A 469-nucleotide genomic window follows, 5' to 3' on the forward strand; every position below is an offset into this window, starting at 1 on the left:
TAGCGATCCAGCTTCTGGAGCAATACTCCACGAGCCATCAAGTGGAGTTGTTGGAGCGGCTCCATCTCTGATTAGTTTATACGTCCAAAATACACCTGGCCCAGCTTCAATCACAACTGTGATTGTGTCATTGTCTATGAATGTTACGTTATAACTTACGGATGAAGGTACTGGTACATTTGGTAATTCTCCTGCATTCACAGCTTTTGGTAAACCTACATATGCGCCTGTTCCATTAATTGTCAATGCGCCTGTACTATCGTCATATGTATATGTTGCAGAGGCAGCTCCGTCATGTGGAGCTACTGGCGCACCACAAGCATCTGCGGCACCACTTTGCCATCCTTCTACCCAAGTGTCTGCTCCTAGTACATTGCTAAATGATCCATTTGTTCCAAAAACATACGTATCATCATAGTAACAAGCTCTTTGAGTAACTCCTGCGGCATCAATTGCCCACCAATCTGAT

The 469-nt window shown here is 44.6% G+C and carries 1 protein-coding gene; it reads right to left on the reverse strand.

Translation table 11 applies throughout. From position 1 onward, the window contains the following. On the reverse strand, positions 1-469 hold a 469-nt coding region (locus AA088_RS18585), incomplete at both ends, for a hypothetical protein (RefSeq protein ID WP_046746329.1).

Origin of the sequence: Kordia zhangzhouensis (genome assembly GCF_001005305.1) — a bacterium.
Lineage (GTDB): Bacteria > Bacteroidota > Bacteroidia > Flavobacteriales > Flavobacteriaceae > Kordia > Kordia zhangzhouensis.